This is a genomic window from Streptomyces sp. NPDC104309, assembly GCF_055584025.1.
In genome coordinates this window covers 352,303-376,311 of the sequence record NZ_JBVJMV010000006.1, presented here as the reverse complement: position 1 = coordinate 376,311, position 24,009 = coordinate 352,303, and the positions used below count along the sequence as shown (strand labels likewise).

At 71.5% G+C, this 24,009-nt stretch carries 20 protein-coding genes; 15 read left to right on the top strand and 5 right to left on the bottom strand.

The window, feature by feature from the left end:
- Positions 1 to 43: 43 nt before the first annotated feature.
- The 11 genes from ACZ68L_RS12140 to ACZ68L_RS12090 all read left to right on the top strand — a co-directional run bounded on the left by ACZ68L_RS12140 (position 44) and on the right by ACZ68L_RS12090 (position 13,972).
- Complete coding sequence (locus tag ACZ68L_RS12140) at positions 44 to 442, top strand: cell division protein SepF (protein ID WP_469576386.1); 399 nt, start codon at positions 44 to 46, stop codon at positions 440 to 442.
- A gap of 194 nt (positions 443 to 636) precedes the next feature.
- Positions 637 to 2,007 (top strand): AAA family ATPase, encoded by a 1,371-nt coding sequence (locus ACZ68L_RS12135; protein ID WP_469576384.1) that lies wholly within the window; start codon positions 637 to 639, stop codon positions 2,005 to 2,007.
- Complete coding sequence (locus ACZ68L_RS12130; protein WP_469576382.1) at positions 2,004 to 2,372, top strand: nucleotide pyrophosphohydrolase; 369 nt, start codon at positions 2,004 to 2,006, stop codon at positions 2,370 to 2,372. Before ACZ68L_RS12135 ends, ACZ68L_RS12130 begins: the two co-directional genes overlap by 4 nt.
- A 124-nt stretch (positions 2,373 to 2,496) precedes the next feature.
- Positions 2,497 to 3,042: a DUF6099 family protein gene (locus tag ACZ68L_RS12125; RefSeq protein WP_469576380.1), complete on the top strand. Its 546-nt coding sequence runs from the start codon at positions 2,497 to 2,499 to the stop codon at positions 3,040 to 3,042.
- A gap of 166 nt (positions 3,043 to 3,208) precedes the next feature.
- A complete protein-coding gene (locus tag ACZ68L_RS12120) occupies positions 3,209 to 4,132 on the top strand; it encodes an LLM class F420-dependent oxidoreductase (RefSeq protein WP_469576379.1) in 924 nt (307 codons plus the stop codon).
- A 424-nt stretch (positions 4,133 to 4,556) separates the two neighbouring features.
- Entirely contained in the window at positions 4,557 to 5,507 is a 951-nt protein-coding gene (mmuM, locus tag ACZ68L_RS12115; RefSeq protein ID WP_469576427.1) for a homocysteine S-methyltransferase, read from the top strand.
- Between the two features lie 52 nt (positions 5,508 to 5,559).
- The gene (locus tag ACZ68L_RS12110; protein WP_469576377.1) at positions 5,560 to 7,107 is read left to right on the top strand and encodes a 3' terminal RNA ribose 2'-O-methyltransferase Hen1; all 1,548 of its coding nucleotides are present in this window, start codon (positions 5,560 to 5,562) and stop codon (positions 7,105 to 7,107) included.
- Positions 7,104 to 9,677, top strand: a complete 2,574-nt coding sequence (locus tag ACZ68L_RS12105; RefSeq protein ID WP_469576375.1) for a polynucleotide kinase-phosphatase — start codon at positions 7,104 to 7,106, stop codon at positions 9,675 to 9,677. The genes ACZ68L_RS12110 and ACZ68L_RS12105 overlap by 4 nt, the downstream gene beginning before the upstream one ends.
- 93 nt (positions 9,678 to 9,770) lie before the next feature.
- Positions 9,771 to 11,006 (top strand): arginine deiminase, encoded by a 1,236-nt coding sequence (locus ACZ68L_RS12100; protein WP_469576373.1) that lies wholly within the window; start codon positions 9,771 to 9,773, stop codon positions 11,004 to 11,006.
- Between the two features lie 111 nt (positions 11,007 to 11,117).
- Positions 11,118 to 12,134: an ornithine carbamoyltransferase gene (gene argF, locus ACZ68L_RS12095; protein WP_469576371.1), complete on the top strand. Its 1,017-nt coding sequence runs from the start codon at positions 11,118 to 11,120 to the stop codon at positions 12,132 to 12,134.
- Positions 12,135 to 12,511: 377 nt separating this feature from the next.
- Positions 12,512 to 13,972: an amino acid permease gene (locus ACZ68L_RS12090; protein ID WP_469576369.1), complete on the top strand. Its 1,461-nt coding sequence runs from the start codon at positions 12,512 to 12,514 to the stop codon at positions 13,970 to 13,972.
- Here the strand turns inward: ACZ68L_RS12090 and ACZ68L_RS12085 are convergent.
- A complete protein-coding gene (locus ACZ68L_RS12085; RefSeq protein WP_469576367.1) occupies positions 13,963 to 14,394 on the bottom strand; it encodes an ATP-binding protein in 432 nt (143 codons plus the stop codon). The genes ACZ68L_RS12090 and ACZ68L_RS12085 overlap by 10 nt on opposite strands.
- A gap of 226 nt (positions 14,395 to 14,620) precedes the next feature.
- Between ACZ68L_RS12085 and ACZ68L_RS12080 the strand changes: the two genes are divergently transcribed.
- Together ACZ68L_RS12080 and ACZ68L_RS12075 are read left to right on the top strand one after the other, a co-directional pair.
- Positions 14,621 to 15,448 (top strand): enoyl-CoA hydratase family protein, encoded by an 828-nt coding sequence (locus ACZ68L_RS12080; RefSeq protein WP_361453428.1) that lies wholly within the window; start codon positions 14,621 to 14,623, stop codon positions 15,446 to 15,448.
- 166 nt (positions 15,449 to 15,614) lie between these two features.
- A complete protein-coding gene (locus ACZ68L_RS12075) occupies positions 15,615 to 17,963 on the top strand; it encodes a bifunctional salicylyl-CoA 5-hydroxylase/oxidoreductase (protein WP_469576426.1) in 2,349 nt (782 codons plus the stop codon).
- Between the two features lie 123 nt (positions 17,964 to 18,086).
- Here ACZ68L_RS12075 and ACZ68L_RS12070 read toward each other — a convergent pair whose 3' ends face one another.
- Together ACZ68L_RS12070 and ACZ68L_RS12065 are read right to left on the bottom strand one after the other, a co-directional pair.
- A complete protein-coding gene (locus tag ACZ68L_RS12070) occupies positions 18,087 to 18,911 on the bottom strand; it encodes a GNAT family N-acetyltransferase (RefSeq protein ID WP_469576366.1) in 825 nt (274 codons plus the stop codon).
- 47 nt (positions 18,912 to 18,958) lie between these two features.
- Positions 18,959 to 20,560 carry an AMP-binding protein gene (locus tag ACZ68L_RS12065; RefSeq protein WP_469576365.1) on the bottom strand — a complete coding sequence of 534 codons (1,602 nt, stop codon included), beginning with the start codon at positions 20,558 to 20,560 and terminating at the stop codon, positions 18,959 to 18,961.
- A 127-nt stretch (positions 20,561 to 20,687) separates the two neighbouring features.
- Between ACZ68L_RS12065 and ACZ68L_RS12060 the strand changes: the two genes are divergently transcribed.
- Positions 20,688 to 21,815, top strand: coding sequence for an acyl-CoA dehydrogenase family protein (locus ACZ68L_RS12060; RefSeq protein ID WP_469576363.1), 1,128 nt, complete (start codon positions 20,688 to 20,690; stop codon positions 21,813 to 21,815).
- Entirely contained in the window at positions 21,812 to 22,213 is a 402-nt protein-coding gene (locus tag ACZ68L_RS12055; protein ID WP_469576362.1) for a RidA family protein, read from the top strand. The genes ACZ68L_RS12060 and ACZ68L_RS12055 overlap by 4 nt, the downstream gene beginning before the upstream one ends.
- 49 nt (positions 22,214 to 22,262) lie before the next feature.
- On the opposite strand, the gene ACZ68L_RS12050 is transcribed toward ACZ68L_RS12055, so the two are convergent.
- Positions 22,263 to 23,396, bottom strand: a complete 1,134-nt coding sequence (locus tag ACZ68L_RS12050) for an FAD-dependent monooxygenase (RefSeq protein WP_469576360.1) — start codon at positions 23,394 to 23,396, stop codon at positions 22,263 to 22,265.
- A gap of 43 nt (positions 23,397 to 23,439) precedes the next feature.
- The gene (locus tag ACZ68L_RS12045) at positions 23,440 to 24,009 is read right to left on the bottom strand and encodes a GTP-binding protein (protein WP_469576358.1); all 570 of its coding nucleotides are present in this window, start codon (positions 24,007 to 24,009) and stop codon (positions 23,440 to 23,442) included.

Here is a 24,009-nt window from a genome sequence, read left to right as displayed (position 1 = left end):
GCAGCCGGCGCAACGCCGACCGAAGCACAGACGGGGTGGTCCGGTGAGCAGGTACGACAGGTACGACGTCACGGACGAGCAGTGGGAGGGGCTTGCCCAGGTCGTACCTCTGCGCAGCCGCAACGAGTGGCCGTCCAGGGTCGATCACCGTACGGTCCCCGACGAGCGGGCGGAAGCCGAACAGCGGCGCCTGGTCGTGCTGCGGGTCCAGGTCTTCGCGGACGCACGGGAGGTGGCGGAGTACCTGGTCGCACAGGTCCCGGTGCTGCTCGATCTGACCGGCGCGGAGACGGATGTGGCCAAGCGCATCCTGGACTTCACCAGTGGGGTCGTCTTCGGACTCGGCAGCGGGATGCACCGGGTCGACCGGAACGTCTTCCTGCTGTCACCGGTCGGCATGGAGGTCGAGGGGGTCACGGCGGCGGGCGTACCCGGTCCGTAGGAGGGGCCGTCGTGCGGGTGGCGATGGCGACCGGTCGGTCAGGACGGATGAGGACCGGGTGGGGCCTTGCCATGGATGCCCCCCGAACGTGGGAACGCGGTTCGGGCGGAGTTGCCGCTTCGGCGTAGCCCGATCGTAGGAAGGTCGTTCAGGCGGAACGGTTCTCCTGTCCACGGCCTGCTTACGGTCCGCCCATGAGTGCACTCCGCCCGGGGACCACCCCGTCGCCGCCCACCGGTACGACCGTGCCCGGTCCCGCTCCCGTGATTGCGGGCAGCACCCCCACGCCCGGCCCGGCTCCCGCCGTGATCACCGACCGCTTGTCCGTGCCCGGCCCGGCTCCCGCCGTGATCACCGACGGCTCGTCCGTGCCCGGACCCGCGTCCCCGATTTCCGGTCCGCCGGCCGGGCCGCGGGCCGCGTCGCGGGCCGGCGGACCTGTCCGTTCCGCCGGCCCCGTCGTCACGGAACTGCGATTGTCCGCCTACGCCTCGCACCGGGGTGCCACCTTCCCCATCGGCCCGGTCACACTCTTCGCCGGGCCTGGCGGCAGCGGCAAGTCGAATGTGCTGCGGGCGTACGAGGCGCTGGCCCGGCTGGGCGCCGGGGACCCGCTCGACGAGGTCTTCCCCGACCCCGTGGGGTGTGTGCCGGAAGGGGCCACAGCCGATGCGCAGGGCCGTCGCGGATTCCGGATCGGCTGCACGACGGACGGCCCGGCGGGCCCGGTGCGGCTCGATGTCGCCGTCCAGGCGGAGCCCACGCTCCGAATCGTCGGCGAGCGGCTCACCGGCGGCGGCGAGACCCTGCTGTCGACCGCCTTGCGCGATCCGGGGCGCTCGACGGTCCAGGCGGCCTGGCACACCGCGGGGGCGGTCCCGGTGACACGCGCACCGCTGCCGGACGACCGCCTCGGAACGGCTCTGCTCCCGCTGCGGGTGGCGGGCCGGACCGAGGGACAATTACAGGTCCTGGCCGCCGCTGAACAGATGGTCGTGGCCCTGCGGTCGGTCTTCGCCTGTGAACCGCAGCCGCTGAGGATGCGGGCTTCGGTCCCGCCGGGCGACGGCCGGCTGCGTCGGAGCTGCGACAACCTCGCGGCGGTGCTGGAGCGTACGTACCCGCGGTGCGGCCAACGCCATGCCCGGCTGGTCGCTGCTGCTCACGCCGGATGCGCGGGGCCGGTCACCGCACTGGGCGTCGAGCGGCTCACCGACGGATCGCTGCGCGCGACGGTGGGGCGCGGCGATGGAGGCGTCACGCCGGTCGGCCGGCTCGGCGACAGCGAGCTGCGATATCTCGCACTGGCCCTGGTGCTGCTCCATGGCCCCGGGGTGTTGGCGGTGGACGCGGCGGGCGAGGTGCCGGCGGCCATGCAGACCCTCACCGTGCTGGCCGACGGACTTGATCGTGACCTGGACGGACGGCAGTTGTGCGAACTGCTGGCTCTGGCGGTACCGATCGGGGCGGGTGGGCACCTCAGGCTGGTGGGGACGGTCTCGGAACCGGGCGCGGTACGGGCCCGGGAGACGCCCGGGGTGACGGTGGTAGACCTGGAACCGTGACAGAACTTGATGTACGGGCCCTGCAGCAGCGGCTCGCCGCGTTCGCGGCCGCACGGGACTGGGGGCAGTACCACACTCCGAAGAACCTGGCGGCGGCGCTGAGCGTCGAGGCGTCCGAACTGGTCGAAATCTTCCAGTGGTTGACGCCCGAGCAGTCCGCGAGGGTGATGGAGAGGCCCGAGACGGCACACCGGGTGGCGGATGAGGTCGCGGATGTCCTCGCGTATCTGCTGCAGTTCTGCGAGGTGTTGGGGATCGACGCGCTGGCGGTGCTGTCGGAGAAGATCGACCGGAATGAGACCAGATTCCCGGTTTCGGAGCGTCCAGAGCCTCCTGAAGCCGGGGATCGTCACTCTTCGGAGTGATCAACTTATTCACAGTCGGCTTCGTGTCCACAGATTTCCGAATTCCCCTAGCTTTTCGGTGCCGACACCCTCACTGTGGGTAATGGATGAGTTGAGCGGCTTTTCGTACGGACGGGGGTAACGCATGGAAGCGGAGCGGCTTGTAGGGGTCAGTAGGCGCGCTCTGGCGCAGAGCCGGGGCACGCCGGACATCATCGCCGAGGCATGGCAGGCCCAGGCGCTCGCTCAGGCGATCGGCAGCCGACTGGCGGCCGACGGGCCCAAGGAGTTACGGGGCGAGGCGCGCGGACTCAGCGAGATCGGCGGGAGGTGCGGCGGTGCGCTGGACCACCCGGCGGCGCGGGCCGGGGTGGCGCGGGCCGCGCAGCTCTCCGAGCTCGTCGAACCACGGGCGACGCTGACGGGGCTGGGCGCCTTGCTCGGGGAGGTGGGGATGGCCCTGGTCGGGGTGGCCTGCGAGACCGATGAGCAGGGGCTCTACTGGCAGTGCATGGAGGCGATCGACGCGGCCGACGAATCCATGGACCGGGTGCACGGAATGCTCCGTCGGCTCGACGAGCAGGACCGGGAACGGCAGCAGGATCTGGAGCGCGGCCGGGGGCGTGACGGCCCGTATGCCCCGTACGGCGCGGTCCGTGGACCGGCGGGCTCGGCGGCGGGGCAGCCGTGACGGCGGGGGACTCCGGAAGCGACGGCGGCCGGGGCGCGGGGCGGGACGTCTCGGGCCTCAGGGACGTGCCCGCGCGGGACGTCGACGATGAGGGAGAGAGGGAGAGCGGACGGCGAGGGGAGAGGAGGGGAGGAGTGACCGGCGTTCGGAGGTGCAGGATGGATGCATGGATCTTCGAATCTTCACCGAGCCCCAGCAAGGGGCCGACTACGACACCCTGCTCACCGTCGCCAAGGCGGCCGAGGACCTCGGCTTCGACGCCTTCTACCGGTCCGACCACTACCTCCGCATGGGACCAGGGGACGGGCTGCCGGGCCCGACCGATGCCTGGATCACTCTGGCCGGGCTGGCGCGCGAGACCAAGCGGATCCGGCTCGGCACGCTGATGACCGCGGGGACCTTCCGGCTCCCCGGCGTGCTCGCCATCCAGGTCGCGCAGGTCGACCGGATGTCCGGCGGACGTGTCGAGCTCGGCCTCGGCGCGGGCTGGTTCGAGGAGGAGCACAAGGCCTACGGCATTCCGTTCCCCAAGGAGAAGTTCGGCAGGCTGGAGGAGCAGCTGGAAATCATCACCGGGCTGTGGGCGACCGAGATCGGCAAGACGTTCAGCTTCGACGGCACGTACTACCAGCTGACCGATTCACCCGCGCTGCCCAAGCCGGCGCAGGCCAAGGTGCCGGTCCTGATCGGCGGCCACGGTGCGACGCGTACACCGCGGCTGGCGGCCCAGTACGCGGACGAGTTCAACATCCCGTTCGCGTCGCTGGAGGACAGTGAGAAGCAGTTCGGCCGGGTCAGGGAGGCGGCCAAGGCGGCCGGTCGTGGACCGGACGACCTGGTGTACTCCAATGCCCTGGTGGTCTGCGTGGGCAGGAACGACGCCGAGGTGGCGCGCCGGGCCTCCGTCATCGGCCGTGAAGTGGCGGAACTGAAGGCGAACGGGCTCGCGGGTTCGCCCGCCGAGGTGGTCGACAAGATCGGCCGCTACGGCGCGATCGGGTCGTCCCGGATCTACCTCCAGGTCCTGGACCTGGACGACCTGGAACACCTGGAGCTGATCTCCTCGCAGGTCCAGTCCCAGCTCACCTGAGCCGGAAGAGGCGTCGGCTCACCTGAGCCGGGAACCGCCCCGGCGTACCTGAGCCGGGGACCGCCCCGGCGTATCTGAGTCGGGAACCGCCCCGGCGTATCTGAGTCGGGAACCGCCCCGGCGTATCTGAGTCGGGAACCGCCCCGGCGTATCTGAGCCGGGAACCGCCCCGGCGTACCTGAGCCGGGAACCGCCCCGGCTCACCCGAACGGGGATCGGCGCCGGTTCTCCCGAATCCGGAACGGTTCCGGTTCTTCCGGGCCGGGGGGCCGGTCCCAGCTCACCCGAGCAGATGGCCGGGAGACCGGCCACCGCTCGCCGCACACCCGAGCCGGCGCAAGGCCCGGCTCAGGAGGGAGTCCCCGTGCAGCCTGTCCCGCTGGCCGATGGCCCGCTGGCCGATGGCCCGCTGGCCGATGGCCCGCTGGCCGATGGCCCGCCTGCCCGTGCGCTGGACCGTGCCCTCTCCGAGGGAGTGGTGCTGCTCGACGGCGGTCTCTCCCATCAGTTGGAGGCGCAGGGCTGCGATCTGTCCGACGTCCTGTGGTCGGCCCGGCTGCTGGCCGACGGTCCGGAGCAGATCGAGGCGGCGCACAGGGCCTACGTGCGGGCGGGCGCACAGGTGCTCATCACGGCCAGTTACCAGGCGAGCTTCGAGGGATTCGAGCGGAGGGGGATCGGGCGTGCCGGAGCCGCGGAACTGTTCGCCCGCAGTGTGCGGCTGGCGCGGCGGGCCGCAGCCGGGGCGGAGCGGGAGGTCTGGGTCGCCGCCTCGGTGGGTCCGTACGGGGCGGTGCTGGCGGACGGCAGCGAATACCGGGGCCGCTACGGGCTCTCCGTCCGGGAGCTGGAGCGGTTCCACCGGCCCCGGGTCAAGGCGTTGGCCGCCGCCGGACCCGATGTGCTGGCGCTGGAGACGGTGCCGGACATCGACGAGGCCGAGGCGTTGCTGCGGGCCGTCGAAGGGTGCGGGCTGCCCGTCTGGCTCTCGTACAGCGTGTCGGGGGACCGGACCAGGGCGGGGCAGCCGCTGGAGACGGCTTTCGCCCTCGCCTCGGGACACGACCGGGTGCTGGCCGTCGGGGTGAACTGCTGCGACCCGGCGGATGCGGACCGGGCGGTGCGGCAGGCGGCGGAGGCGGCCGGGAAACCGGTCGTCGTCTATCCGAACAGCGGTGAACGGTGGGATGCCGGGGGCCGGAGGTGGGTCGGCGACCCCACGTTCGATCCCGGGAGGGTTCGGGCCTGGCAGCACGCCGGCGCCCGGCTGGTGGGCGGCTGCTGCCGGGTCGGCCCGGAGACCGTCGCGGAGCTGGCCCGGCTGCTCGGCGGACCGGCGGCGGGCGACGCGAAGGGAGGGGCAACCATGCCGTAGACACGCGAAAATACCTGGTGGGGGGCGAGTGAACCGGACCATAATCGGACGTGTGTTCCTGACGATCAGTACCACCGGCCATCCTGAGCGTCCCGCGACCGACCTCGGCTTTCTGCTGCACAAGCACCCCGAGAAGGCACAGACGTTCTCCACCTCCCACGGCACCGCGCATGTCTTCTATCCCGAGGCATCCGCCGAGCGCTGCACCGCGGCGCTCCTGCTGGAGGTGGATCCCGTGGCGCTGGTGCGGCGCGGCAAGGGCAAGGGCCGGGGCGGCGCCCCCGACGCGGCACTCGCGCAGTACGTCAACGATCGCCCGTACGCGGCCTCCTCGCTGCTTTCCGTGGCGATGAGCGCGGTCTTCAAGTCCGCGTTGAACGGTGTGTGCCGCGCACGGCCCGAACGTGCGCAGGCGCCGCTTGCGCTGCGGATCGAGGTGCCCGCACTGCCGGCGCGCGGCGGAGCGGAACTGGTGCGCAAGCTCTTCGGGCCGCTCGGCTGGACGAGCGTGGACGCCGTGGCCGTACCGCTGGACGAGCGGTTCCCGGAGTGGGGGGACTCTCGGTACGTACGGCTGGTTCTGGAAGGCGAGTTGCGACTGGCGGACGCGTTGCGGCAGCTGTACGTCCTGCTGCCGGTGCTCGACGACGCCAAGCACTACTGGGTCGCCCCGGACGAGGTGGACAAACTGCTGCGGGCCGGTGAGGGCTGGCTGGCCGCCCACCCCGAGCAGAAGCTGATCACCAGCCGCTATCTGTCCCGGCGCTGGGGGCTGACCCGGCAGGCGATGCAGCGGCTCGAACTGGTGCGGCTCGCCGAGTCGGACGACCTCGACGTCGAGAGCATCGACAACGCGGTGGACGAGACGACCGACACCGAGGAGAAGCCACTGCCGCTCGCCGAGCAGCGCCGCACCGCGATCCTCGACGCGCTGCGCGCCGCCGGAGCGAACCGGGTCCTCGACCTGGGCTGCGGCCAGGGCCAGTTGGTGCAGGCACTGCTCAAGGACGTGGGCTTCACGGAGATCGTGGGCGTCGATGTCTCCATGCGCGCCCTCACCATCGCCTCGCGGCGGCTGAAGCTGGACCGGATGGGGGAGCGGCAGGCCGGACGGGTCACGCTTCGGCAGGGCTCGCTCACCTACACCGACAAGCGGCTCAAGGGTTATGACGCGGCCGTGCTCAGTGAGGTCATCGAACATCTCGACCTGCCGAGGCTGCCCGCGCTGGAGTACGCCGTGTTCGGTTCGGCCCGGCCGCGGACCGTGCTCGTGACGACGCCGAACGTCGAGTACAACGTGCGCTGGGAGACCCTTCCGGCCGGGCACGTGCGCCACGGCGACCATCGGTTCGAGTGGACCAGGGCCGAGTTCCGTGCCTGGGCCCGGGAGGTGGCACAGCGGCATGGATACGGGGTCGAATTCGTCCCCGTGGGGCCCGACGACCCCGAGGTGGGGCCGCCCACACAGATGGCCGTGTTCACGATGACCGCAGCGGACGAGTCCCGGACCCACAGCGGGGACGGGGCCGGGGACGAGTCCGGGAGCCCGACCGCCAACGAATCCATGAACGAGACCGGGAAGGAGGCGAAAGCCGCATGACCAGTACTTCGCGCAAGCTGCCGGTGACCGACCTCTCCCTCGTGGTCCTCATCGGAGCCAGCGGCTCCGGCAAGTCCACCTTCGCCCGTGCGCACTTCAAGCCGACGGAGATCATCTCCTCGGACTTCTGCCGCGGCCTCGTCGCCGACGACGAGAACGACCAGGGCGCCAGCCGTGACGCCTTCGACGTCCTGCACTACATCGCCGGCAAGCGGCTCGCCGCCGGGCGGCTGACCGTCGTGGACGCCACCAGCGTCCAGTCCGAGAGCCGCAGGCAGCTCGTCCAGCTGGCCCGGAGCCACGACGTGCTGCCGATCGCGATCGTCCTCGACCTGCCCGAAGAGGTCTGTGTCGCGCGCAACGCGACCCGCCCCGACCGCGCCGACATGCCGCGCCACGTCATCCAGCGCCACCGCCGCGAACTGCGCCGCTCGCTGCGCGGCCTGGAGCGCGAGGGCTTCCGCAAGGTGCACATCCTGCGCAGCGAGGAGGAGGTGGAGCACGCCGAAGTGGTGCTGGAGCGCCGCTACAACGACCTGCGCCACCTCACCGGCCCGTTCGACATCATCGGCGACATCCACGGCTGCAGCTCCGAGCTGGAGGCCCTGCTCGGCAAGCTCGGCTACGTCGACGGCGCGCACCCCGAAGGGCGTACGGCGGTCTTCGTCGGCGACCTCGTGGACCGCGGCCCCGACAGCCCCGGGGTACTGCGCCGCGTCATGTCCATGGTGTCGTCGGACAACGCCCTGTGCGTACCGGGCAACCACGAGAACAAGCTCGGGCGCTACCTCAAGGGCCGCAAGGTCCAGCACACCCATGGACTCGCCGAGACGATCGAGCAGTTGGACCGGGAGGACGAGAAGGACCCCGCCTTCCGCGAGCGGGTGCGGGAGTTCATCGACGGGCTCGTCAGCCACTACGTGCTCGACGGGGGCGGACTCGTCGTCTGCCACGCCGGACTGCCCGAGAAGTACCACGGGCGCACCTCCGGGCGGGTCCGTTCGCACGCGCTGTACGGGGACACCACCGGCGAGACCGACGAGTTCGGCCTGCCCGTGCGCTACCCGTGGGCGGAGGAGTACCGCGGCCGTGCCGCCGTGGTCTACGGCCACACCCCGGTGCCCAGCACCTCCTGGCTCAACAACACCATCTGTCTGGACACCGGTGCGGTCTTCGGCGGCAGGATGACGGCGCTGCGCTGGCCGGAGCGCGAGCTCGTCGACGTACCCGCCGAGCGGGTCTGGTACGAGCCGGTCAAGCCGCTCCACCAGGAGGCGCCCGGTGGCCGGGAGGGCCGGCCGCTGGACCTCGCGGACGTGCACGGACGCCGGATCGTGGAGACCCGGCACATGGGCCGGGTCTCGGTCCGTGAGGAGAACGCCGCGGCGGCGCTCGAAGTCATGAGCCGGTTCGCCGTCGACCCGCGGCTGCTGGGCTACCTCCCGCCGACCATGGCGCCCACCGCGACCTCGCACGAGGACGGCTATCTGGAGCACCCGGCCGAGGCCTTCGCCCAGTACCGGACGGACGGCGTGAGCCAGGTCGTGTGCGAGGAGAAGCACATGGGCTCGCGCGCGGTGGCGCTGGTCTGCCGGGACGCGGACGCCGCCCGTGAGCGGTTCGGGGTGGGGGACACCACCGACGCCTCCGGGGGCGCGGGCAGCCCGACCGGGGCGCTCTACACCCGCACCGGCCGGCCGTTCCTCGACGATGTCGCACTCACCGAGGTGATCCTCGGCAGGCTGCGCACCGCCGTCACCGCCGCCGGACTCTGGGAGGAGTGGGACACCGACTGGGTGCTGCTCGACGCCGAGCTGATGCCGTGGTCCCTCAAGGCGGCCGGGCTGCTGCGCTCGCAGTACGCCGCGGTCGGCGCGGCATCCGGAGCCGTCTTCCCGGCAGCCGGCGCGGCCCTGGCGGCAGCGGCGGCCCGCGGCGTGGACGTGGGCGATCTCGCGCAGCGCCAGCGGGGCCGGGCCGAGGACGCGGCAGCGTTCACCGAGGCCTACCGCCGCTACTGCTGGAGCACCCAGGGCCTCGACGGGGTGCGACTCGCGCCGTTCCAGATCCTCGCCGTGCGAGGCCGCTCGCTGGCCGCTGTGCCGCACGACGAGCAGTTGGCCTGGCTCGACCGGCTGGTCGAGCACGATCCGACCGGGCTGCTCCAGGTCACCCGTCGGCTCGTCGTCGACACCGGTGACGAGGCATCGGTGCGTTCCGGTATCGACTGGTGGCTGGAGATGACCGGACGCGGCGGCGAAGGCATGGTGGTCAAGCCGCTCGCCGCGCTCGTACGGGACGACAGGGGCAGGCTGGTCCAGCCGGGCATCAAGGTGCGCGGCCGGGAGTACCTCCGGATCATCTACGGTCCCGAGTACACCCGCCCGGAGAATCTGGAGCGGCTGCGCGGCCGGTTCCTCGGCCACAAGCGGTCGTTGGCGCTCCGGGAGTACGCGCTGGGGCTCGAAGCCCTGGAGCGGCTGGCCGACGGGGAGCCGCTGTGGCGGGTCCACGAGGCGGTGTTCGCAGTGCTGGCCCTGGAGTCGGAGCCGGTCGACCCGCGGTTGTAGGACGGGTCGTCGGCGGGGGTTCCGGTGCGATCAACGGAAAACCCGCTGGCGATTCGCCGGGTGAACGGCGCTCCGCACGGTGAGGATGGAGGCATGGGATTCCATGTCGACTCCGAGGCCGGGCGGCTGCGCCGCGTCATCCTGCACCGCCCCGATCTGGAACTGAAGCGGCTCACCCCCGGCAACAAGGACGCGCTCCTGTTCGACGACGTGCTCTGGGTGCGCCGCGCCCGCCAGGAGCACGACGGCTTCGCGGACGTGCTGCGCGACCGGGGCGTGGAGGTGCATCTCTTCGGTGATCTGCTCCGCGAGTCGCTGGAGATCCCCGTGGCCAGGCGGCTCGTCCTGGACCGGGTCTTCGAGGAGAAGGAGTACGGCCCGCTCGCCACGGAGCATCTGCGGGCCGCCTTCGAGGAGTTGCCCAGCGCGGAACTGGCCGAGGTGCTGGTCGGCGGGATGACCAAGCGGGAGTTCCTGGAACGGCACAGTGAGCCGACCTCCGTCCGCTTCCATGTCATGGACCTGGACGACTTCCTGCTGGGTCCGCTGCCGAACCATCTCTTCACCCGGGACACCTCGGCCTGGATATACGACGGGGTGTCCATCAACGCGATGCGCTGGCCGGCCCGCCAGCGCGAGACCGTCCACTTCGAGGCGATCTACCGCCACCACCCCCTCTTCACCGGTCCCGACGCGGGTGCCTTCCACCACTGGTCGGAGGGGCAGGACGACTACCCCTCCACCATCGAGGGCGGCGACGTCCTGGTCATCGGCCGGGGCGCGGTACTCATCGGGATGAGCGAGCGCACCACCCCGCAGGCGGTGGAGATGCTGGCCCGCGGACTGTTCGACGCCGGCTCGGCGCACACGATCGTGGCGCTCGACATGCCCAAGCGCCGGGCGTTCATGCATCTCGACACGGTCATGACCATGATCGACGGCGACACCTTCACCCAGTACGCGGGCCTGGGCATGCTCCGCTCGTACACCATTGAACCCGGTGACGGGCCGAGGGACCTGAAGGTCACCGACCATCCGCCCGAGCACATGCACCACGCGATCGCGCACGCCCTGGGACTGGACTCGATCCGGGTCCTCACCGCCACTCAGGACGTGCACTCCGCCCAGCGCGAGCAGTGGGACGACGGCTGCAATGTGCTGGCGGTCGAGCCCGGTGTCGTCGTCGCCTACGAGCGCAACGCCACCACCAACACCCATCTGCGCAAGGAGGGCATCGAGGTCATCGAGATCCGCGGCAGCGAACTCGGCCGTGGCCGGGGCGGCCCCCGCTGCATGAGCTGCCCCGTGGTGCGCGACCCGGTCCGGTGACCGGGGCGCGTGAGCCCGCGCATGGGAACGCTTCGTATAGCGATGCAGAGTGTCGTATAGACTTCCAGAGTTACTGTACGCGCGATCCTCGCCCTACCCAGGAGCAGTCCCATGGCCATAGACCTCGCAGGCCGCCACTTCCTCAAGGAGCTGGACTTCACGGCCGAGGAGTTCCGCGGCCTGATCGACCTCGCGGCCGAACTCAAGGCCGCCAAGAGGTCGGGGACCGAAGTGCAGCGGCTGCGCGGCAGGAACATCGCGCTGATCTTCGAGAAGACCTCGACCCGCACCCGCTGCGCCTTCGAGGTGGCCGCCGCCGACCAGGGTGCCTCCACGACCTACCTCGACCCCTCCGGCTCGCAGATGGGCCACAAGGAGTCGGTGAAGGACACCGCCCGTGTCCTCGGTCGGATGTTCGACGGTATCGAGTACCGCGGCGACAGCCAGGCGGCCGTCGAGGAACTGGCGGTCTACGGCGGCGTCCCGGTCTTCAACGGGCTCACCGACGACTGGCACCCGACCCAGATGCTCGCCGATGTCCTCACCATGACCGAACACAGCGAGAAGCCGCTGGAGCGGATCGCCTTCGCCTACCTCGGCGACGCCCGCTTCAACATGGGCAACTCCTACCTGGTCACAGGCGCGCTGCTGGGTATGGACGTGCGGATCGTCGCGCCGAAGTCGTACTGGCCGACCGAGGAGATCGTCACCGAGGCCCGCCGGCTGGCCGGGACGAGCGGAGCGACCGTCACGCTCACCGAGGACATCGCCGAGGGCGTGCGGGGCGCGGACTTCGTCGCCACCGACGTCTGGGTCTCCATGGGAGAACCCAAGGAGGTCTGGGGCGAGCGCATCGAGGCCCTCGCGCCGTACGCCGTGACCATGGATGTCCTGCGCGCCACCGGCAACGACGACGTGAAGTTCCTGCACTGCCTCCCGGCCTTCCACGACCTCGGCACCAAGGTCGGGCGGGAGATCGAGGCCGCGTACGGGCTGACGGAGCTGGAAGTCACCGACGAGGTCTTCGAGTCCGCGCACTCGGTCGTCTTCGACGAGGCGGAGAACCGGATGCACACGATCAAGGCCGTTCTGGTGGCAACCATGGCCGCTCCGGCGACCACGGGCTGATCGCTGCATGATCATGCGCCTGATGGGGTGAACATGCGCTGAGGTGACGTGGACCGACCGGCACATGGGGGGCGGCGTCGCGGGGCCGGGCACGCGCATCTGCGGCGTTGTCGTCGGTCGACAACTCCCCCATGGCCCGAAAGGCAGGGGAGGGGCGCCCCTTCGCGTTGCCTCCCTCCTCCGCCTGGCAGCTGCACGCACCCAGCCCCGCTCCTTCTCCCACCCTCCATGTGCCGGCCGGTCTAACATGTTGCCTCTCGGTGGGGTTCGAGCGCGCACGCTCGAACCCCATTTTCGTGTGCGTCACCAGCGCCCGGAGTCCCCCACAGGCCCTGGGCGCGCCCCCCACATGCTCCACCAGAGAAGAGACCGTCCCCGTGAGTCCGCTACGCCCATCGAGCCCCGCGCACCCGTCCGGCCCACGCATCAAGAACCCCCACCAGCTGATCGCCGAGTCCGGTGCGGACCTGGAGGGGCATGGCCTCAAGCGCACCATGGGTCTCTTCCAGCTGGTGTGCTTCGGTGTCGGCGCCGTCGTCGGCACCGGCATCTTCGTCGGCCTCTCCGACAGCGTCGCCGAGGCGGGCCCCGCCGTCGTGCTGTCCTTCGTGCTCGCCGCGGTCACCTGCATCTTCACCGCGTTCTCCTTCGCCGAGCTGGGCAGCGCGATCCCGGTGTCCGGCAGCTCGTACTCCTTCGCCTACGCTACGCTCGGTGAGCGCGTCGCGTTCCTCGTCGGCTGGTGTCTGCTGCTGGAGTACGGCGTCTCGGTCTCCGCGGTCGCCGTCGGCTGGAGCCAGTACGTCAACGAGTTGCTGAACAGTCTCTTCGGATTCCAGCTGCCCGTCGCCCTCTCGTCCGGCCCCGGCGACGGCGGGGTGATCAACCTGCCCGCCGTCGTGGTGGTCATGATGGCCGCGACCCTGCTGGTGCGCGGCGTCCGGGAGAGCGCGGGGGCCACCGCCGCGATGGCGGTTCTCAAGATCACCATTTTGATGGTCTTCTGCGGCATCGCCTTCACCGCCTTCGAGCACGGGAATCTCACGCCGTTCTTCGCCCACGGCGCGGGTGGGGTCACCGCCGGCGCGTCGCTGGCGTTCTTCTCGTACATCGGCTTCGACGCTATCACCACCGCGGGCGAGGAGGTCAAGAACCCGCGACGGAACGTTCCGATCGCGATCATGGTCTGCATCGGCCTGGTCACCCTGCTCTACTGCGCCGTCGCGCTCGCGGCCATCGGCGCCCTCGGCCCGGCGGCCGTCGCCGACAAGCCGGCCGCGCTCTCCATCGTCGTCAACCAGGTGACCGGCTCGGCCATCGGCGGCGGGGTCGTCGCCTTCGGAGCGGTCGCGGCGATCGCGTCCGTCGTGCTCGCGGTGATGTACGGCCAGACCCGCATCCTGATGTCGATGTCCCGCGATGGTCTGATCCCGCGGGTCTTCGAGCGGGTCTCGCCGCGGACGGCGACCCCCGTCGCCAACACCTGGATCGTGGCGGTCGTCTTCGCGGTCCCGGCGGCCTTCTCGTCGCTCGACGTGGTGGTGAACCTGACGACCATCGGCACGCTCGCCACCATGGTCGCGGTGAACATCGCGGTGATCGTGCTGCGCCGCCGCAACCCGGAGGTCAGGGGCTCGTTCCGGGTGCCGGTGTATCCGCTGAGCCCGCTCCTGGGCGTCGGCTTCTGCCTCTACCTGATGTACGGGACGGGCTGGACGACCTGGGTGCAGTTCGCCGTCTTCCTGATCGTCGGCGCCGCGGTGTACGCCTGTTACGGCCGCAGCCGCTCCCGGCTGGCCGCCGCGGGGACGGGCCGGGACGGGGCCGGTCAGCTCTGAGGCGCGCGGGACGGCAGGGTGAACCAGACCGCCTTGCCCTGCTCCGTCGTGCGGTGACCGCAGGACGAGCTGAGCGTACGGATCAGCAGCAGCCCCCGGCCGTGCTCCTGCCACGGGTCCGGCTCGCTGCCGGGCCGCGGATGGGAGAGGTCACCCGGCGGGGCGGGGTCGCGGTCGTGCACCTCCACCTGGCAACCGGTCGGCAGCAGCTCCACCACCAGCTCGATGGGTTCGTCGCTGCGGGTGTGCTCCACGGCGTTGGCGACCAGTTCGGCGGTGAGGAGCTCGGCGGTGTCCGAGTCGGCGGGTGCTTCGATGTCCGCCAGCGCCGTACGGATCAGGGCGCGGGCCACCGGTACGGCCGCCGTCGAATGCGGTAGCGCGATGCGCCAGGAGGCGGGAAGGGGGACATCGGTGGGCACAGCATGGTTTCCGTTCCGGAGATCGCGGGCTTTCTGGAAGGCAGTACTTCCTGGATTCAACCTTACGAAGTGCAACAACAGAGACAAGGGTCTGTCGACCGGTACGAAGGGGACGTTCGGCATACGCTCTCACGCTCCACCTATTGCGTCCTCGTGACGGAAGTCACGTACGAGTGATAAGTTCGGCTGCAGGTAGCAGCCCGACGGCTGAAGGGGAGTCCCCTCCATGAGCCCGTTTCCCAGCTCCGCCCCCCATACGGATGACTGGCGTCACCTGCGGCTGACGACGGACGACGGAGTCGCCACCGTCACCCTCGCCCGGCCGGAGAAACTCAACGCGCTCACCTTCGGCGCCTACGCCGACCTGCGCGACCTGCTTGCCGAACTGTCCCGCGAACGCTCCGTGCGCGCGCTGGTGCTCGCGGGGCAGGGCCGCGGATTCTGCTCCGGCGGAGATGTCGACGACATCATCGGCGCGACACTCGCCATGGACACCGCCCAGCTCCTCGATTTCAACCGCATGACCGGGCAGGTGGTTCGGGCCCTTCGTGAAACCCCCTTCCCCGTCATCGCCGCCGTACACGGCGTGGCCGCGGGTGCGGGTGCGGTTCTCGCACTGGCCGCCGACTTCCGGATCGCCGATCCGTCCGCCCGCTTCGCCTTCCTCTTCACCAAGGTCGGCCTCTCCGGCGGCGACATGGGCGCCGCCTACCTGCTGCCACGGGTCGTCGGCCTCGGCCATGCCACCCGGCTGCTGATGCTCGGCGAACCGGTCCGCGCCCCCGAAGCGGAACGGATCGGTCTGATCAGCGAGCTGACCGAGGAAGGTCAGGCCGATGTACGCGCGGCAGCGCTCGCCCGCCGCCTGGCCGACGGACCGGCCCTCGCCCTCGCCCAGACCAAGGCGCTGCTCACCGCCGAACTCGACATGCCGCTCGCCGCCGCGGTCGAAATGGACGCCGCGACCCAGGCCCTGCTGATGCACGGCGACGACTACGCCGAATTCCATGCCGCCTTCACCGAGAAGCGGCCACCGAAGTGGCAAGGCCGGTAGCGCGATGCCGCCCGACACCAGCGCACCCGGAACCGGGCCGTCCGCCGCGAAAGCACCCGTCGCGCGTCGGGGCGGCGCGCGGCGACCGGGTGCGGACCGGCCCGCCGCGACGGCTTCCGACGGGCCCAAGGGTGTGGTGCCGCCCGGCGCGGTTCCGGCAGGCCCGATGCCGCCCGGCGCGCCCCCGTCCCCGCCCGGCGTGACGCGGTCCGGCACCGGGCCGTCGGGCGCGACGCGGTCCGGCGTACGGCGGATCGCGGTCATCGGTGGCGGGCCCGGCGGGCTCTACGCCGCCGCCCTGCTCAAGCGGCTCGATCCGGAACGCGACATCACCGTCTGGGAGCGCAACGCCCCCGACGACACCTTCGGCTTCGGCGTCGTCCTCTCCGACGAGACCCTGGGCGGCATCGAGCACGCCGACCCCGTGGTCCACCGCGCCCTCCAGGACGAGTTCGTACGGTGGGACGACATCGACATCGTCCACCGCGGCGTGACCCAGACCTCCGGCGGCCACGGCTTCGCGGCCCTCGGCAGGCGCCGGCTCCTGGAGATCCTGCACGAACGCTGCGAGTCCCTCGGCGTACGGCTCCGCTTCCGCACCGAGGCCCCGCCGGCCGCGGAACTGGCCGCAGCGTACGACCTGGTGATCGCCGCCGACGGAGTGCACAGCCTCACCCGCGCCGCTCACGCCGAGACCTTCGGACCCCGTCTCACCACCCACCGCTGCCGTTACATCTGGCTCGCCGTCGACTTCGCCCTCGACGCCTTCCGCTTCGAGATCGCCGAGACCGCGTACGGAGTGATGCAGCTCCACGCCTACCCCTTCTCGGCCGACGCCTCCACCGTCATCGTCGAGATGCGGGAGGAGGTCTGGCGCGCCGCCGGATTCGACACCTGCGACGTGGAGCACTCGACGCTGCGCTGCGCCAAGATCTTCACCGAGGCGCTCGGCGGCCGCCCGCTGCGCTCCAACAACTCCTCCTGGCTCACCTTCCGTACCGTCGTCAACGCCCGCTGGTCGCACGGCAACACGGTCCTCATCGGCGACGCCGCCCACACCGCGCACTTCTCCATCGGCTCCGGCACCAAGCTCGCCGTCGAGGACGCCCTCGCACTCGCCGCCTGCGTCGAGGAGCAGCCCGACCTGCCCAGCGCACTGTCCGCGTACGAGACCGAGCGACGGCCCGTCGTCGAATCGACCCAGCGGGCCGCCGCGGCCAGCCTGCGCTGGTTCGAGGAGCTCGGCACCTACGTCGACCAGCCGCCCCGCCAGTTCGCCTTCAACCTCCTCACCCGCAGCCGCCGCGTCACCCATGAGAATCTGCGGCTGCGCGACGCCTCCTTCACCGCCGCCGTCGAGGAGGAGTTCGGCTGTGCCCCCGGCACCCCGCCGATGTTCACCCCGCTGCGGCTGCGCGGCCTCGAACTCCGCAACCGCGTCGTCGTCTCGGCCATGGACATGTACTCGGCCGTCGACGGCGTCCCCGGCGACTTCCACCTCGTCCACCTGGGGGCACGCGCACTCGGCGGCGCAGGGCTCGTCATGACGGAAATGGTCTGCGTCAGCGCCGAGGGCCGCATCACCCCCGGCTGTACCGGGCTCTACACCCCCGAACAGGCCGCCGCCTGGACCCGGATCACCGATTTCGTCCATGCGAGCGCCCCCGGTACGGCCATCGGCGTCCAGCTCGGCCACTCCGGACGCAAGGGCTCCACGAAACTCATGTGGGAGGGCATCGACCAGCCCCTCGACCACGGCAACTGGCCGCTCACCGCCGCCTCCCCGATCCCGTACGCCGACGGCGTCAACCAGGTCCCGCACGCCCTGGACCGGGCCGGACTCGACGCCGTACGCGAACAGTTCGCGGCGGCGGCCCGGCGCGCCGACCGCTGCGGCTTCGACCTGCTGGAACTCCACTGCGCCCACGGCTATCTGCTGTCCGGCTTCCTCTCGCCCCTCACCAACCACCGCACCGACGAGTACGGCGGGTCGTCGGGCAACCGGCTCCGCTTCCCCCTGGAAGTCTTCGACGCGGTCCGCGCCGACTGGCCCGACGACCGCCCCATGACTGTCCGCATCTCCGCCACGGACTGGGCCGAGGGCGGTACCACGGCCGAGGACGCCGTCGAGATCGCCCGCGCCTTCGTCGCCCACGGGGCCGATGCCATCGACGTCTCCACCGGTCAGGTCGTCCCCGACGAGCGCCCCGAGTACGGCCGCTCCTACCAGACCCCGTACGCGGACCGCATCCGCAACACGTTGTGCGTGCCCGTCGTCGCCGTCGGGGCGATCTCCTCCTGGGACGACGTCAATTCACTGCTGCTGGCGGGCCGGGCCGACCTCTGCGCCCTGGCCCGCCCGCATCTCTACGACCCGCACTGGACGCTGCACGCGGCGGCCGAACAGGGCTACAGCGGACCCGGCGCGCCCTGGCCGCCCCCCTACCGCGCGGGCAGCCGCATCCCGCCGACGGGCCGCACGGACGCACCGAAGCCCCGGCTCACCCTGGGGTGACCGGCAGGCGCTCGAAGCCACGGCTCACCCTGGGGTGACGGTCAGGCACTCATGGCAGAGTCAGGGGTCGGGGTGCGGGCCCCCGCACGGGCCGGGGCGGGCCCGTGGGGTCCGGCGGCCCGCTCACCGCTCCCGCTCCGCACTGATCAGCAGCCGGTCCGAGACCGCGCGGAAACCGATGCGCCGGTACACGCCGTTGCTCGTCGGATTGGCGAGGTCGGTGAAGAGCAGCACCTCCCGCGCGCCCGCCGCCCGCGCCGCCCGGCCGGCCTCCGCCGTCACCGCGGCCGCGTACCCATGGCCGCGGTGCCCGGCCGGTGTGTAGACCGTCGCGATCCGCACCGTGCCCGCGATGCGCGGAGAGACGCCCGCCATCGACACCGGGACGCCGTCCGCCTCCCAGAGCGTCAGCCCGCCGGACGCCGTCCGCTCGTCCACCAGCCGTTCGGCATGGGTGGCGGGCTGGCCGACCTCATCGGCGAACACCCGGTGCCAGCGCACCAGCAGCTCCCGGTCGGCGGCGGTGGCGGCCCTGGGCCGGCCCGGCGGCGCCGGGGTCGGCGGGATCAGTGTCCCCAGCCGGTAGAGACGCTGTTCCTGGTCGATCCGGTGGCCGGGCCAGGTGGCGGCCAGTGCCTCGGCGGTGGCCCGGTCCGCGTTGATCCCGGGCAGGGGGAGCGCGGCGGCCAGCGGGGCGACCGCCTCCGGGGCGACGGTTCCCAGCAGCGGTGGATACGGCGGGGTCCGCACCAGCGTCCCCGCGACCTCGCCGTCCGCACCGCGCCACCAGCCCAGCAGCGGCGCGCGGTCACCATAGGCGTGCGGGCCGTTGCGACGCAGGGTCGCGGTGACGGTCAGTACCAGGTTGTTCTCGACGGGCCGGGCGGCCAGCGAGGCGCCGGCCGCGTCGAGAAAGACATCGACGTCCTCGGTGAAGGTCCAGGTCATACTTCATCCTGTCGGGTGCGCGGGGAGCACGGCACCCGCTTTTCCGGTCAGCCGTCCCGCAGCCGGAAGCGCTGCAGTTTGCCGGTGGCGGTCCGGGGGAGCGAGGGCAGGAACTCGATGACGCGCGGGCACTTGTGGGGGGCCAGCTGGGTCTTCATGTACGTGCGCAGCTCGTCGGCCGACAGCACCGCGCCCTCGCGCAGCACCACGTACGCCGCCACGATCTGCCCGCGCAGCTCGTCCGCCCGGCCCACCACCGCGGCCTCGGCCACCGAGGGGTGGTGCAGCAGGGCGTCCTCGACCTCGGGGCCCGCGATGTTGTAGCCGGAGGAGATGATCATGTCGTCGGCGCGGGCGACATAACGGAAATAGCCGTCCGCGTCCCGCACATAGGTGTCGCCGGTGAGATTCCAGCCGTGCGCCACGTAGTCACGCTGGCGCTCGTCGGCGAGATAGCGGCAGCCGACCGGTCCGCGTACGGCGAGGAGTCCGGGTTCTCCGTCCGGCACCTGCCTGCCCTCGTGGTCCAGCACCCGGGCCTGCCAGCCGGGCACGGGGATCCCGGTGGTGCCGGGGCGGATCGCGTCGTCGGCGGCGGAGATGAAGATGTGCAGCAGTTCGGTGGCGCCGATGCCGTTGATGATGCGCAGCCCCGTCCGCTCGTACCAGGACCGCCAGGTGGCGACCGGGAGGTTCTCGCCGGCCGAGACACAGCGCCGCAGCGCCGTCAGATCGTGCGCGTCGATGTCGTCGAGCATCACGCGGTAGGCGGTCGGCGCGGTGAACAGCACCGAGACACGGTGGGCGGCGAGCGCGGGCAGCAGCTGCGTCGGGCCGGACTGTTCGAGCAGCAGGGCGCTGGCGCCGGCACGCAGCGGGAAGACCACCAGACCGCCGAGCCCGAAGGTGAAGCCGAGCGGTGGACTGCCCGCGAACACGTCGTCGGGCGTGGGGCGCAGCACATGGCGCGAGAACGTGTCGGCGATGGCGAGCACATCCCGGTGGAAGTGCATGCAGCCCTTGGGGCGCCCGGTGGTGCCCGAGGTGAACGCGATCAGCGCGACATCGTCCGCCGCCGTGTCCACGGCGCGGTACGGCCCCGGCCTGGCCTGCGCCAGACGCAGCAGATCCTCCGGCGCGTCACCTCCGTACGCTGTGATCCGCAGCCCCGGCACCTCCGCCTTCACCAGGTCGTCCACCGACCGGACGTCGCACAGCGCGTGGCTCACCCGGGCGATCGAGCAGATGGTGGCGAGCTCGGCGGACCGCTGCCGGTCCAGCACCGTGACGGCGATGGCGCCCGCCTTCAGCACCGCGAGCCAGCAGGCGGCCAGCCGGGGTGTGGTGGGGCCGCGCAGCAGGACGCGGTTGCCCGGGACGACGCCCAGGTCGTCGGTGAGGACATGGGCGATCCGGTCCACCCGGTCCCGCAGCTCCCCGTAGCTCCAGACTCCGCCGCCGAGGGTGCGGAAGGCGGGGCGGTCGGGGCCGAGGCGGTCGACCGTACGGTCCAGCAGTTCCGCCGCGCAGTTCAGGCGGTCCGGGTAGCGCAGTTCGGGAAGGTCGAAGAGCAGTTCCGGCCACTGCTCCGGGGGTGGCAGATGCTCCCTGGCGAAGGTGTCGAGGTGCGCTGAGGTCTTCGGGTCCATGACGGATCGCCCCCTTGTCGCCTCTGGAGCGTATCGTTTGGGTGACGGTAGTCAACGGTCCGCGATAGGACGAGAGGGCGAGGCGCGCCGCGCGGGTGCCTCGAACACCGACAAGAGAGGCGCCGGTATGACGGCATTCTCGCTCGATCCGGCACAGACGGCCTGGTGTGAGGAGTTGAGAGACCTTGCCGAGCGGCAACTGCGCCCCCTCGCCGACAAAGGCGACCCGGGCCATGTCAACCGCCCCCTGATCGCCGCCCTCGGCGAGTCGGGCCTCCTCGACCGGATGCTGAACTCCGGCGCCCTCGACCTCTGTCTGCTCCGCGAGTCCCTGGCCCGCGGCTGCACGGAGGCCGAGACCGCGCTCGCCCTCCAGGGCCTCGGCACCCATCCCGTGGTCCGCGCGGGCACCCCGGCCCACCGCGAACGCTGGCTCCCCGAGGTGCGGGCCGGCCGCGCCGTCGCCGCCTTCGCGCTCAGCGAACCGGGCGCCGGCTCCGACGCGGCGGCCCTCGCCCTGAACGCCGAAACCGCCCCCGACGGCTGGCGGCTGACCGGCGACAAGTGCTGGATCTCCAACGCGCCGGAGGCCGACTTCTACACCGTCTTCGCCCGTACGACCCAGGGCGCCGGCTCCCGCGGCGTCACCGCGTTCCTGGTCCCCGCCGACCGCCCCGGGCTGACCGGCACCGCCCTCGACATGCTCTCGCCGCACCCCATCGGGACCCTGGAGTTCGACGGCGTTCCGGTCACGCCCGACGATGTGCTCGGCGAACCGGACCGGGGCTTCCGGGTCGCCATGGACACCCTCAACCTCTTCCGCCCCAGCGTCGGCGCCTTCGCCGTCGGCATGGCCCGCGCCGCCCTCGACGCCACCGTGGCACACACCGCCGGACGCCACGCGTTCGGCGGCCCGCTGAAGGACCTTCAGGCCGTCTCCCACCAGGTCGCCGAGATGGCCACCCGCACCGAGGCCGCCCGGCTGCTGGTGTACGCGGCCGCCGCGGCCTACGACGCGGGCGAGTCCGGCGTACCGCGCCGCGCGGCCATGGCGAAGCTGTACGCCACCGAGACCGCCCAGTACGTCGTCGACACCGCCGTCCAACTGCACGGCGCCCGTGCCCTGCGCCGCGGCCACCTCCTGGAGCACCTCTACCGGGAAGTCCGCGCCCCACGGATCTACGAGGGCGCCAGCGAGGTCCAGCGCACGATCATCGCCAAGGAGCTGTACGCGAACCGGGAGGCGTCCGCATGAGTCCGGTCCACCGGATCAACCCCGCCGAACTCTCACCGCCCACGGGCTTCTCCCACGCCGTCACGGCCACCGGCGGCCAACTGGTCTTCCTGGCCGGACAGACCGCCCTCGACCCGGACGGCAAGGTCGTCGGCGAAGGACTGCCCGAGCAGTTCGCGACGGCGCTCACCAATCTGATCACCGCTTTGCGCGCGGCGGGCGGCGTCCCGGCGGACCTGGTCCGGGTCACCGTGTACGCCACCGATGTGGCCGACTACCGGACCCGGGCCGGCGAACTGGGCCGGATCTGGCGGCGGCTGGCGGGCCGCGACTATCCGGCGATGGCGGTCATCGGGGTGGCGAGGCTCTGGGACGAGCAGGCCCTGGTCGAGATCGACGGGGTGGCGGTACTGCCGTGAACGCGCCGGACGGGCCGGGCACACCGTGCCCGGCCCGGCCTCGCGCGGATCAGTAGGGCTTCACCAGGACATGCGCCGCGCCCGGAATGCCGACCTTCAGCAGTTCGTCCTCCTCGGGCGTGGTCTCGATGCCCGTCTCCTGCTTGAGCACCGCACGCGACATGGCCTGCACCCACATGGCCCGGGGGCGGCGGCGGGCCTCCCATGCTTCGAGGGCCGCGGCCACGTCCGCCTCGGCGTCCAGCGACTCGGCGAGCACCAGCGCGTCCTCGACGGCCATCGCCGCCCCCTGCGCGATGTGCGGGGTGGAGGCGTGCGCCGCGTCACCGGCCAGCACGACCCGGCCCACGTGCCACGGCTCCTCGACCGTCACCTGGGAGATCCGCGAGTAGACCACCGCGGCCGGGTCGGTGACGGCGGCGAGTGCCTCGGCGACCGGCCCGGAGAACATCCCCAGCCGCTCTGTGAGCTGCTCATGGGCCCGCTCCGGGTCCGGCCGGAAGTCCTCCTGCTCCGCGAACACCGCGCCCAGGTACATCAGTTCCTCGGTGATCGGGGTGAGCAGCGCCTTGGCCTCCTTGCCCGCCGTGCCCATCACGACTCCCCGCACCCGGGACTGCCGGGGCACCGTCACCCGCCAGTTGGCGAAGCCGGTGTACTCGGGGGTGTAACGGTCCCCGTACAGCCGGGTGCGCAGCGGCGAACCGATGCCGTCGAAGCCGACCACCAGGTCCCAGCGGCCGGTGGAGCCGTCGGAGAGGGTGACGTCCGCACCGGAGCCGTCGTCGGCCAGCTCGGTGATGGTGGTCCCGAAGCGGATCACGGCCCCGGCGGCGACGGCGGCGTCGTTCAGCAACTGGGCCAGGGCGGGGCGCGGGATGCCGTTGTTGGACGGGGCGTCGCCCATGCGGGGCTGCGGTATCTCGGCGAGCGTGGTGCCGGCCGGGTCGGCGATGGTCAGGATCTCCCACTCGAAGCCCGCCTTGAGGCAGTCGTCGAGGACCCCGATCTCCCGCATGACGTGGAGGGCGTTGGAGGGCTGGATGATGCCGACGCCGAGCGCCTCCAGCTCGTCGCGGAGCTCGGCGACCTCGACGGTGTGGCCGCGCCGGGCCAGCGCCGTGGCGAGCGTGAGCCCGCCGATGCCGCCGCCGTGAATCAGGACGCGCAGAGGTGATGCCATCTCAGATCTCTCCAGAGCGAGAAAAGTAAGGGGGTACGAGGGGTCAGCCGGCCGCTACGGGCAGGCTCATCAGGTGGTCCACCAGGGCCAGCAGCACGTCCCGGCCGAACGGCCGCTCGCGGACGTCGCCGATCAGCAGCGGCACATGGGGATCGAGGTCGAGAGCGGCCCTGATCTCTTCCGGTGTACGGGTGTTGTGGCCGTGGAAGCAGTTGATCGCGACCACGAACGGGATGTCCCGGCTCTCGTAGAAGTCGATCGAGGCGAAGCTCGTCTCCAGCCTGCGGGTGTCGGCGATCACGACGCCGCCGAGCGCCCCGTTGACGAGGTCGTTCCACATGAACCAGAAGCGTTCCTGGCCGGGGGTGCCGAAGAGGTAGACCACCAGCTCGGGACTGACCGTGATCCGGCCGAAGTCCAGGGCCACGGTGGTCGTGTCCTTCCGGTCGACACCGGCCAGGTCGTCGACACCGATGCTGGCCTGGGTCAGATACTCCTCGGTGCGCAGCGGGGTGACCTCGCTGACCGCGCCCACCAGGGTGGTCTTGCCGACGCCGAAACCTCCGGCGATGAGGATCTTGACGGCGGCGGGAGCCGCCTGACTGCTTGTCAT

Coding starts and splice junctions, on each gene's coding strand:
- ACZ68L_RS12135 (WP_469576384.1), top strand. CDS start 637: ATGAGTGCACTCCGCCCGGGGACCACCCCGTCGCCGCCCACCGGTACG.
- ACZ68L_RS12125 (WP_469576380.1), top strand. CDS start 2,497: ATGGAAGCGGAGCGGCTTGTAGGGGTCAGTAGGCGCGCTCTGGCGCAG.
- ACZ68L_RS12120 (WP_469576379.1), top strand. CDS start 3,209: ATGGATCTTCGAATCTTCACCGAGCCCCAGCAAGGGGCCGACTACGAC.
- ACZ68L_RS12105 (WP_469576375.1), top strand. CDS start 7,104: ATGACCAGTACTTCGCGCAAGCTGCCGGTGACCGACCTCTCCCTCGTG.
- ACZ68L_RS12100 (WP_469576373.1), top strand. CDS start 9,771: ATGGGATTCCATGTCGACTCCGAGGCCGGGCGGCTGCGCCGCGTCATC.
- argF (WP_469576371.1), top strand. CDS start 11,118: ATGGCCATAGACCTCGCAGGCCGCCACTTCCTCAAGGAGCTGGACTTC.
- ACZ68L_RS12080 (WP_361453428.1), top strand. CDS start 14,621: ATGAGCCCGTTTCCCAGCTCCGCCCCCCATACGGATGACTGGCGTCAC.
- ACZ68L_RS12075 (WP_469576426.1), top strand. CDS start 15,615: ATGCCGCCCGGCGCGCCCCCGTCCCCGCCCGGCGTGACGCGGTCCGGC.
- ACZ68L_RS12070 (WP_469576366.1), bottom strand. CDS start 18,911: ATGACCTGGACCTTCACCGAGGACGTCGATGTCTTTCTCGACGCGGCC.
- ACZ68L_RS12065 (WP_469576365.1), bottom strand. CDS start 20,560: ATGGACCCGAAGACCTCAGCGCACCTCGACACCTTCGCCAGGGAGCAT.
- ACZ68L_RS12060 (WP_469576363.1), top strand. CDS start 20,688: ATGACGGCATTCTCGCTCGATCCGGCACAGACGGCCTGGTGTGAGGAG.
- ACZ68L_RS12055 (WP_469576362.1), top strand. CDS start 21,812: ATGAGTCCGGTCCACCGGATCAACCCCGCCGAACTCTCACCGCCCACG.
- ACZ68L_RS12050 (WP_469576360.1), bottom strand. CDS start 23,396: ATGGCATCACCTCTGCGCGTCCTGATTCACGGCGGCGGCATCGGCGGG.
- ACZ68L_RS12045 (WP_469576358.1), bottom strand. CDS start 24,009: ATGACAAGCAGTCAGGCGGCTCCCGCCGCCGTCAAGATCCTCATCGCC.